This window comes from Acetobacter indonesiensis (assembly GCF_000963945.1).
Lineage (GTDB): Bacteria > Pseudomonadota > Alphaproteobacteria > Acetobacterales > Acetobacteraceae > Acetobacter > Acetobacter indonesiensis.
The window spans coordinates 101,750-111,366 of record NZ_BAMW01000026.1; the positions used below are offsets into that span (position 1 = coordinate 101,750).

Sequence of the window (9,617 nt, forward strand, 5' to 3'; positions counted from 1 at the left end):
TATGACCGTGCCCCAGCCTGATCTTCAGACCGTACGCTCTTCGGGCACGGAAACACGGGGGCCGCTGGTTCTGGCCCTGCCCAAAGGGCGTATCCTGAAAGCTGTTACGCCGCTTCTGGCCCAATCTGGCTGCGCGCCAGCTGATGATTGTCTGGGCGACAACAGCCGCAAGCTGCGCTTTCCCACCCAAGACCCGCAACTGGATGTTGTGCGCGTAAGGTCGTTTGACGTAGCGACATTTGTGGCGTCTGGCGGCGCACAGATTGGCATCTGTGGTGCGGACGTGCTGATGGAATTTGATTACCCGGAAATTTATGCCCCGCTTGATCTGGGTATTGGCGGATGCCGCATTTCCATCGCGCAGCCAAAAGAGTTACCGCATGACCCGGCTGAATGGGCCAGATGGTCAGAAGTGCGTGCCGCCACAAAATATCCGGCTGTAACACGGCGCTATTTTGCCGCACGCGGCATTAACGCCAATATTGTGCATCTGCATGGCGCTATGGAATTGGCCCCCATGCTGGGCCTTTCTCGTCTGATTGTGGATCTGGTCGATACCGGATCAACCCTGCGCGCCAATGGCCTGCGAGAGGTTGAGACGATTGCCCATGTCACCAGCCGTCTGATTGTTAACAGAACGGCACTGAAAACGCGGCCTGAAGAAATTGCCGCCATCATAACCCGATTCCGTACGGCTCTTGAGGCCACAGCCAAACAGACCGAGAACGCTAAGGCAGAGCAGTCTTCATGAAACGGTTAGACATTCGCGATTCTGATTTTGAAACCGCTTTTGCGTCCCTGCTGACGGCGCGGGAAGAGCAAGGGCAGGAAGTTCATGCTCCGGTTGCGGATATTCTGGGGCAAGTGCGCCGCGATGGTGATACTGCCTTATGCGCGTTGACAGAAAAGTTTGACCGTCTGCCGCTAACACCTGAAAAACTGGCTTTCACTGCTGACGAAGTAGCCGAAGCCCGTGCAAAGGTGAGCCCCGAATTACTGGCAGCATTGGATGTTGCGGCGGAACGGATCGAATCTTTCCATAAAGCGCAGTTACCAGAGGGTATTCGTTACACAGATGATGCAGGCATGACGCTGGGCATGCGCTGGATCCCGCTGGATGCCGTTGGCCTGTATGTTCCGGGTGGCAAAGCCGCCTATCCGTCTTCTGTGCTGATGAACGCTATTCCTGCCCGTGTAGCGGGTGTTCAGCGCCTGGCTATGTGTGTGCCCACCCCGGACGGTGTGATTAACCCGCTGGTTCTGGCAGCAGCCCATCGGTCAGGGGTAACGGAAATCTACCGTGTTGGGGGGGCGCAGGCCGTGGGGGCCATGGCATTTGGCACCCAGACCATTCGCCCGGTTGATCGTATTGTCGGCCCCGGCAATGCCTACGTGGCAGAAGCCAAACGGCAGGTGTTCGGGCATGTCGGCATTGATAGCATTGCGGGGCCATCTGATGTGGTCGTGATTGCCGATTCGGCTACGGACCCTCGCCTGATTGCGCTTGATCTGCTGGCGCAGGCTGAACATGACGAACTGGCGCAGGCCACGCTTATTACGCCTGATGCCGCTTTTGCCGACACCGTTATTGCAGCCGTTGAAACCGAACTGCGCACCCTGTCACGTTCCGCCATTGCCGGGGCAAGCTGGGAGCGAAACGGGGCGGTGCTCATTGTGCGCTCACTGGAAGAAGCGGTTGAACTGGCAAACCGTCTGGCACCCGAGCATCTTGAGCTGATGGTGGATGACCCGGAAAGCCTGTTTGTGCATGTACGGCACGCAGGCGCGGTTTTCCTTGGCCGCTACTGCCCGGAAGCCGTGGGGGATTACGTCGGTGGCCCCAACCATGTGCTGCCCACATCCCGTACGGCACGCTTTGCATCTGGCCTGTCTGTTTTTGACTTCCTGAAACGCACCACTTTCCTATCCGGTGGGCCGGATGCGCTGCGGCGTATTGGCCCCGCCGGGGTGGCATTGGCGCATGCAGAAGGGCTTGAAGCCCATGCCCTGAGCATCTCCGCCCGACTGGATGCTTTGGCGCACGGCACACCTAATGCTTGACCGGATACGGTCCCTCACCCATATCTGCACATCCAAACTGTAACGAGGCTTTAAAATGAACGAAGGACGCCATGTCTAAAGAAGACATGATTGAATTTAGCGGCACGGTAACTGAACTGCTGCCCAACGCGATGTTCCGGGTAAAACTCGACAACGAACACATGATTCTGGCGCACACCAGCGGCAAAATGCGCAAGAACCGCATTCGTGTGCTGGCCGGTGACCGCGTGAATGTTGAAATGACACCCTATGACCTTTCAAAAGGTCGCATCACCTTCCGCTTCAAGTAAGACAATGACCGCATCCGGGCCCAATGGCACGGAAAAAGCGGCGCGTCCTGCCTTTGTGCTGGCTTCGGCATCGCCCCGCCGGCTGGACCTTCTGGCCCAGCTGGGGCTGACGCCTGATCGCGTTTTTCCTGCCGATATTGATGAAACACCCGCGCGTGACGAACAGCCACGCCCGTACGTGCGTCGCATGGCAGCAGAAAAAGCCGTATCGGTTGCCAGCCAGATAACAGACCCGGCCCTGGTGCTTGGCGCTGACACAGTGGTAGCCCTTGGCCGCCGCATTCTGCCAAAAGCTGAAGACAGAGACACCGCGCGTGCCTGCCTGCGGATGCTTTCTGGCCGCCGCCACACGGTGCTGACAGCGATCCACTGCCGCCCTACAGCTACCTGGCCGAATGGCCGTGTCTGTGAGCGAATTGTAGAAACCGCTGTTATCTTTTCCCGCCTGACAGAGCAGCAGATCGAAGCACTGCTTGACGCTGGTGATTGGCAAGGCAAAGCCGGGGGCTATGCCCTGCAGGGCCATGCCGCAGGCTTTATCCGCTTTGTATCAGGTAGCCCATCAGCGGTTATCGGGTTGCCCCTGTTCGAAACAGCCCAATTACTGCGGGGTCAGCCTTATCACTGGGTGTCGTGAGCCTTTTTCTTCGCATCGCGTCTTTCCCCGGTGAATACCGGCTTGCTGTCACAGACCATCAGAACCTTCTTGATTACGCCTTGTGGCGGCCCGCAGCACCTGACGGTGTGGGCGACGTCTATCTGGCCCGTATCAGCACCCTTGTACCCGGTATGGGCGGTGCATTTCTTGACCTTGGTGGTGGAGAAAGCGGGTTTCTTCCGCTTCAAAGCGGTAAGGAGCCCCTGACAGAAGGCCAAACCCTCGTCGTTCGTGTGACGCGCGCAGCACAGGGAGGCAAAGGGCTACGCCTACAACAGGTGCCCGCACCTGACATTCTGCCGGATAAAGTTGGGTTAATAGTGCGGGGACCAACACCGCTGGTGCGTCTGTCAGACCGCTGGCCAGAGGCGCGCATTATTGTCGATTCTGCCGCAGCATCAGCCCTGATACCGCAAGCCTTGCGAGCGCGCAAAGCACAGGGATTTCACGTCCTCCCAGCCGATATTGCGCAGGCTTGTGATGCGCTGGAAGACGCTTCTGTTGCGCTTCCCGGCGGTATGCAGGCCAGCATTACCCCGACCCCTGCCCTTATTGCCATAGATATGGATGCCCCCCCAACCTCTACAGGGTGGACCAAGCAGACTGCTCAGTTCGCGGCCAATCGGGATGCCCTTCCCGCCCTGCTGCGCCAGATACAACTCAGAAATCTATCAGGTGCCATTCTGATTGACCCCGCTGGCCTTTCTACGCGTAAGCGGCAGGCATTACTGGAACCCGTGAAAGTGATGCTTCAGGACGATCCTCTGCGGCCACGCTGCCTCGGTGTCACGGCACTGGGGTTGATAGAAATAGTGCGGGCACGAATCCACCCGTCTTTGCCAGAATTGTTGTCGTCTCCGCATGGGCGGGCACTGAACGCTCTGCGCCGTATTCTTTCTGACCACCCCAAAGCCAGTCGGTTGCGTGGAGGTGTGGGCATTATCACTGCGCTGGAAAAAGACCCACAGGCTATGACGGACTGCATAACCCAACGCGGCAAGCCATTAGCCTTGACCCTTGATCCATCCTTACCGGATTTTTTCTGGACTACAGACCATGAGTAAAACTTCAACCTGCCCCGTATGTGGCAAACCCAACCAACCGGCCACACGGCCGTTCTGTTCGCAGCGCTGTGCCGATATTGACCTTGGACGCTGGTTTACCGGGCAATATCGCATCCCCGGACCACCGGTTGATGAAGAAAATATGGAAAAAGAAGAAAGAAACGACGAAAGGTGACTTGATCCCATCGGCTGGCTGGGATAAACCCCCTTTCACACCGCAAGGTTGCGGTGCCCAAGTAGCTCAGTTGGTAGAGCATGCGACTGAAAATCGCAGTGTCACTGGTTCGATCCCGGTCTTGGGCACCATCTTGAAAGCTTTAAACTTTCCAATTTCTTACAAAAATAATTCTTCAATAAAACCGGCTACTTTAGCCTTATTGAAAAATGGCCTGTCGCCGTTTTTTTGTGATCAGCACGACAGAGAAAATTAACTTTCTTTGCCGACAGGCGCGATCTTCTTTCCTGAAAAACGTAAAATGGCCTGTCACTCGTCATGACAGGCTCTAAATCTACTGCCTGAAGGGTAAGGGCTACGTAAGCCCTGCCCCTTATCAGTTGCCTCGTATTTTAGCGTGTCAGAAGTGTTCTGAAGACTTCTACCAGAAGGGGCTGCAACACATACTGGATGCCCAGCAGCACGACCATAGGGCTGAAATCAATACCACCCAGGTTGGGCAAGAGACGGCGAACGAGTTCAAGAACCGGTTCGGTTAAACGGTTGAGGAACACGCCAACTTTCCAGACCAGTTGATTCCGGCTGTCCAGAATGCCGAACATGCACAAATTGATGAAAATGCAGGAAAGAAGCAAAATCCAACAGTAAATGGTCAGCAGACGCATCAACAGAAAAAAGAGGCCAAACAGCAAACCGCGACTCCTCAGGGCCAAGATTTTCCGGGCGAAATCACCCGTTTTCTGCGCCTACAATACAGCTTGACAGCGCGTTGATAAGCCCTTTACACCCGAAAATAGAACAGGCGGGGCTGTAGCTCAGTTGGGAGAGCGCCTCGTTCGCAATGAGGAGGTCAGGGGTTCGATTCCCCTCAGCTCCACCAGTCGCCTGTCGCGGATTGTCTTTCTAATAAAAAATAAATGCTCACAGGCCGGTTCGGGTGCGTATTGCGTTTAGTGCCCGTTTTTGTTTTGCAACTATCCAAACAAAAAACGCCTGCGTGACGGATCACGCAGGCGTAAAATTGTCTGACCTATTGGCCGGAAATCAGTGGATAGAAAGATTATCCTGCTTGATCCCCTGCAGAACGTAGCCTGCCATCAGAACTGCCGGCACCACGAAGGCGACAACAAAAGCGGGAAAGCTAAGTTCGTTCAACTTCAAACCGACCAGAATGATGTCCAGCCCCATAACAATCAAAATCGCAAACATGCCCATTTCCGGCCTCCGTCAAATGCATTCAGGGGCAAAGCCATGTGACACGACACGGGCTGTTCGCCTCTAAACCTGCAAAACATGATGGGTAGATCAGGTTCTGATGATCTATCACAAACCTGTATCTATCCGTCTAATCTGGAGGCTACTCTTTTTTCTTTAACAGTCAATTATATATTTAGAACTATAAGTAAATGAACCAATTTAGTCTTGTTTTATTTTATATTTATTAAGATATTTTATTTTTAAATATAACCTATTTATTCGTATTTATGATTAATGTGACGCGAGACGTAGCGCTGAAAACAATTTGGAAGATCTGTTTATCTGTCCAATTCTCTATCTGGCCGCCATTTTATGACCATATATTTTTAAGCATCATACGATCATGGAAAGGCACCAGTCGGGTCTTTCCCTTTGAATGACGGTAAAGGCATTTGAAATGAAAAAGGCTTTGCTAGCCACGGCGCTTACATTCGGACTTTTCACCGCGGCGGGCTCAGTTGCGCGGGCAGACGATACGCCTACGCCGCCTCCTCCGCCACCACACCATGGCATGTGCCATCCGCATGGTCACATTCTGTCGCTTGACGGCATTAAACTGACGTCCGAGCAGAAAAAGAAAATCAAGGCGATTATGGAGGCCAACCGCCCTGATTTTAAAGGTGATATGGAACAGGAACACTCCATTCACGAACAGATCCGCACCCTGCTGACCACGCCGGGCACGGTTGATACAGCACAGCTCAACACGCTGACACAGCAACTGGCAACGCTTCACACACAGCGTGAAACAGCACATCTACAGAAAGAAGTGCAGATTCATGATGTGCTGACAAAGAAGCAGCTTGCACAGATTGCCGAGCAGAAAGAGGACGCTCACTGCCCGCCTCCTCCCCCACCGCCGGGTGACGGTGCGCCTCCGCCACCACCTCCTCCGGCTGATAAGTAATCAGAAACCAGAAAAGGCTACCCCAACGGGTAGCCTTTTTTCATTCACAATCTATCGGTTTTCCTGAAGACCTATTTTGCTTCATCCATCCGGATGTCCTGATCATTGCTTTGTGCAACAATTTTTGACTCACTGCCGCATGGAACTGAAGGGACCTTATTCTGACTTTGGTCAAAATCCCTTTCCTCATCCGGTCCGCGATGAGAATGATCAAAACCGCTTTGTCTGAAACCATCATCCTGCTGGCCAGGGCCTCCACCGCCGCCGCCCCATGAATTCATGGCCTGCTGCATTCCCATACCGGCAAACCCCGCTGCACTGCCCACACCCGGAATTGCCCCCAACGCCATAGGCAGCGCACCACCAACAGCATGCCCTACACTGGATGTGAAACTACCATGCATGCCTTTTGAAGGGTTTTTATGCTGGCATACGCTGTCTGCATCATCAGGTTTATGGGATGCACACCCTGTAACAGCGACGCATAGGAATGTCAGAGTAAGAAGAGTTTGCTTCATGCTTGAAACTACCGAAATGGGACGAACGTTTCGAATGAAAAAGGCAGTCACATTGCGACAAAAGCAAGGCAAATATGACCACATTAGGCTATATTGCTGATACAGTGCCCTGAACAGAAAGGTATTTTTCATGGCTGATGAAAACTGGACGGAACAGAACCCTGAAGACGCAGAGATTGACGCCCGCGCGGATGCCATTCTGCGCGCAAATGGAATCCCTGAACCAGAACAGAATGGCCGCAGCTTTCTGGTTGCTGTTGTCTTGCCTGTCATTCTGGCGGGTATTCTGCTGATAGCCGGATTATGGTTTATAGCCGGTCCACTTGGCCTTTATAATTGAAAAACGTGGTATTTTTCAATTTTGTCACAATAAAAAGCCAGTAGCCTTATTTTCCTCTTTTTCATCCGCCATGGTGCGAGAAGATAAAGGAGTAACGGGCATCATGTTAAAAAATATTGCGACTGCCGCAGCTATTCTCGCAACGTGTGCTCTTGCAGCATGCGAGCCACCACCCCCACCCGGCGGCATGGGTGGCCACGGCCCGGGTGGCGGCAGGCATGGTGGCTATGGTGACCACGACCGTCAGGGCCAGAATTACGGCAACTACGGAAACCAGCAGGGTGGCCGCCAATCAGGGCCTTATGCTGGCGGCGGTGGCGGTGGTTACTGACCAGACATTCGGGTTTGTTATTTTTGGGCAGCTTAGGCTGCCCTTTTTATTTTCCAGGGAAACACCGTTTAAGTAAACGTTTTTAGAAAATATTCATGTCATCACTGACATATTTCATAAAATTATATTTTATATCTTTTGGTTTTTACACCACAACCTATTGCGTATCGTCTTTTGTTTTTAGATAAAATCCTTTTATATAAATCACTTATTTTATTAACTAAGAAAAATCCGTGCATTTTCTCCATTACGCTCCTGACCTGAACATGCCAGCCATCCTCTTATCGCTCTTGGCTGCGCTCTTATTCAGCCATAGCGTTTTTTCTTATCGCTGGCACGAAACCACCAGCGGAAAGGATTTCAGATGATCAAGAAAGCATTTTTTCTGACAGCTTCATTACTCTGCGCAGTCCCGGTTCTGGCGCATGCACAGGAAGACAACGACCAGCAGTCTCAAAGTGAAAATTTTGGTCGGCATGGCAACCGTGAAGGTGGTCAAGGAGGAAGCATGAATAACCGCATGGGAAATATGGGCGGTTCTCATGGTCAGATGGGCAACATGCAAGGCATGGGATCAAACTCTGGCAATCGTAGTGGCATGGAACGCATGAACAGCAACCGTGAAAACTCCGGTAGCTTTGGTAACAACCGTGGTGGCTACAATGGCAGAAACGGAAATAACCAGTCTGGAAATCAGAATACCCAAGACGGCGGTCAGTTTAACGAAAGGCACGGTCCGCAGAATGACAATCAGGGCGGCAACTAATATCCTATCCCTAACGCAGTCTTATACCTAAATCAAAAGGACGGCTTAATGAAGTCGTCCTTTTTGGGTGGCTGAGAAAAATAATATCCCCAGATTTTTTCGATACAAAAGTGTCATTTCAGAAAATTATAGGGAATTTTAGAAAAATATTCCTTTTTTCTCTCTTTCATTTGCGCTCATGCTTTAAGTAGCCACACACGACAGAGCCGCTGGATAAACAGCGTGAGAGACGCATATGAGACGTTCCTTTTCCATTTTTGGGTTACTTTTATTTATTACAGTCATAGGACTGACAGCTTGCGCTCATGAGAATGATACGACGCAAAACTGTCAGCACCGTGGGCCTTCCCCAGACGGAATGAGAGGCCACTTTCCAGAAATGGGCAACGGGTCCTCTGGATCGATGAGAATGGGCCCTTCGATGATCGGTGGTTTTGGCGGCCACCAAAGAATGGGGCAACAGCAATTAGGGCGTCCACAGGGCAATGAAGAGTGCGCCCCACCCGCACCACGGAAAGACGACGCTTCTGGCAAAGAGAGGCATCAGCCAGCGCTACAAGCCCACAACGAACCAGAGATCAACCCGTCTGATATCACAATGACAGAAAGCAAATGAGGTGGCGTCCCGTTCATGGCACCTCACAGGCAAATCAGACTATTTTTGCGCTTGAGGCACCCAGAATCTGCATCCGCGTGGAATACGGGCTTGGCAGCTTGCTTGCTTTGCGCTAGGTAAGTGGCCGTGGACCCGTAGATCAGCTGGATAGATCGTCAGATTCCGAATCTGAAGGCCGGAGGTTCGAATCCTCTCGGGTCCGCCAATCAGTAAAATAAAAGCCAATAAAAACAATAACTTAGAAGTTTGTGAAAAACTTTTACCCCTCTTATTCCCCCTCTTAAAACGAACGCTAGGCTTTCAGGAGGTAGAAGGAAGAAGGGTCAATAAATACCCTTTCTCTATGTTGATATAGAAAAAATGAATAAATAGGTTCGTCTACAAATCTCCTTTTTAGGTAGGGACACTCTTCTTCATAGACGCATAAAAAAGGGGCCTTCCTTGTAAGAAGACCCCAGAGATATCTGACTGTGGTTGTTGCTCAGTCTCCCACGACATTCCTGCCTGTCATGCCGTTGCGGCCAGTCCATCCATTGTCTGCGGTGTGATGGTTGCCGTGTCTGGTGGTGCGGGGTGGCAGACTGAACAGGTCCAGCCCTCTGATGTGTCGCCAGCCCTCCGCCACCAGAGTGTG

At 52.3% G+C, this 9,617-nt stretch carries 13 protein-coding genes and 3 tRNA genes; 13 read left to right on the plus strand and 3 right to left on the minus strand.

Annotated elements, in window-relative coordinates:
• The first annotated feature begins 1 nt into the window (after nt 1).
• The 7 genes from hisG (at nt 2) to Abin_RS08675 (ending at nt 4,379) form a co-directional block, all read left to right on the plus strand.
• On the plus strand, nt 2-751 hold the full coding sequence (gene hisG / locus Abin_RS08645; protein ID WP_146867652.1) for an ATP phosphoribosyltransferase: 750 nt from the start codon (nt 2-4) through the stop codon (nt 749-751).
• Nucleotides 748-2,061: a histidinol dehydrogenase gene (hisD, locus tag Abin_RS08650; RefSeq protein ID WP_048845950.1), complete on the plus strand. Its 1,314-nt coding sequence runs from the start codon at nt 748-750 to the stop codon at nt 2,059-2,061. Before hisG ends, hisD begins: the two co-directional genes overlap by 4 nt.
• Before the next feature lie 71 nt (nt 2,062-2,132).
• Nucleotides 2,133-2,351 (plus strand): translation initiation factor IF-1, encoded by a 219-nt coding sequence (gene infA, locus Abin_RS08655; protein ID WP_003622234.1) that lies wholly within the window; start codon nt 2,133-2,135, stop codon nt 2,349-2,351.
• 4 nt (nt 2,352-2,355) lie between these two features.
• Nucleotides 2,356-2,988, plus strand: a complete 633-nt coding sequence (locus tag Abin_RS08660; RefSeq protein ID WP_048845952.1) for a Maf family protein — start codon at nt 2,356-2,358, stop codon at nt 2,986-2,988.
• Nucleotides 2,985-4,073, plus strand: a complete 1,089-nt coding sequence (locus Abin_RS08665) for a ribonuclease E/G (protein ID WP_048845954.1) — start codon at nt 2,985-2,987, stop codon at nt 4,071-4,073. Before Abin_RS08660 ends, Abin_RS08665 begins: the two co-directional genes overlap by 4 nt.
• Nucleotides 4,066-4,248, plus strand: a complete 183-nt coding sequence (locus Abin_RS08670; RefSeq protein WP_048845955.1) for a DNA gyrase inhibitor YacG — start codon at nt 4,066-4,068, stop codon at nt 4,246-4,248. Before Abin_RS08665 ends, Abin_RS08670 begins: the two co-directional genes overlap by 8 nt.
• A 55-nt stretch (nt 4,249-4,303) precedes the next feature.
• Nucleotides 4,304-4,379 (plus strand) — tRNA-Phe (locus Abin_RS08675).
• 261 nt (nt 4,380-4,640) lie between these two features.
• Here Abin_RS08675 and Abin_RS08680 read toward each other — a convergent pair.
• Entirely contained in the window at nt 4,641-4,940 is a 300-nt protein-coding gene (locus Abin_RS08680) for a YggT family protein (protein WP_052948198.1), read from the minus strand.
• Between the two features lie 112 nt (nt 4,941-5,052).
• Here Abin_RS08680 and Abin_RS08690 point away from each other — a divergent pair.
• Nucleotides 5,053-5,128, plus strand: a tRNA-Ala gene (locus Abin_RS08690).
• Nucleotides 5,129-5,292: 164 nt separating this feature from the next.
• Here Abin_RS08690 and Abin_RS08695 read toward each other — a convergent pair.
• Nucleotides 5,293-5,457 (minus strand): hypothetical protein, encoded by a 165-nt coding sequence (locus Abin_RS08695; protein WP_158319905.1) that lies wholly within the window; start codon nt 5,455-5,457, stop codon nt 5,293-5,295.
• Between the two features lie 445 nt (nt 5,458-5,902).
• On the opposite strand from Abin_RS08695, the gene Abin_RS08700 reads away from it, so the two are divergent.
• On the plus strand, nt 5,903-6,412 hold the full coding sequence (locus Abin_RS08700; RefSeq protein ID WP_048846003.1) for a Spy/CpxP family protein refolding chaperone: 510 nt from the start codon (nt 5,903-5,905) through the stop codon (nt 6,410-6,412).
• A gap of 71 nt (nt 6,413-6,483) precedes the next feature.
• Here Abin_RS08700 and Abin_RS08705 read toward each other — a convergent pair whose 3' ends face one another.
• The gene (locus tag Abin_RS08705) at nt 6,484-6,930 is read right to left on the minus strand and encodes a hypothetical protein (protein WP_143217118.1); all 447 of its coding nucleotides are present in this window, start codon (nt 6,928-6,930) and stop codon (nt 6,484-6,486) included.
• A 130-nt stretch (nt 6,931-7,060) separates the two neighbouring features.
• Here Abin_RS08705 and Abin_RS08710 point away from each other — a divergent pair, with 130 nt between their 5' ends.
• The 4 genes from Abin_RS08710 (at nt 7,061) to Abin_RS08725 (ending at nt 9,188) form a co-directional block, all read left to right on the plus strand.
• Entirely contained in the window at nt 7,061-7,270 is a 210-nt protein-coding gene (locus Abin_RS08710; protein WP_048845961.1) for a hypothetical protein, read from the plus strand.
• 103 nt (nt 7,271-7,373) lie between these two features.
• Nucleotides 7,374-7,601 carry a hypothetical protein gene (locus Abin_RS08715; protein ID WP_084593545.1) on the plus strand — a complete coding sequence of 76 codons (228 nt, stop codon included), beginning with the start codon at nt 7,374-7,376 and terminating at the stop codon, nt 7,599-7,601.
• 364 nt (nt 7,602-7,965) lie between these two features.
• Nucleotides 7,966-8,367: a hypothetical protein gene (locus Abin_RS08720; RefSeq protein ID WP_048845966.1), complete on the plus strand. Its 402-nt coding sequence runs from the start codon at nt 7,966-7,968 to the stop codon at nt 8,365-8,367.
• A 744-nt stretch (nt 8,368-9,111) separates the two neighbouring features.
• Nucleotides 9,112-9,188, plus strand: a tRNA-Arg gene (locus Abin_RS08725).
• The last annotated feature ends 429 nt before the right edge of the window (nt 9,189-9,617 follow it).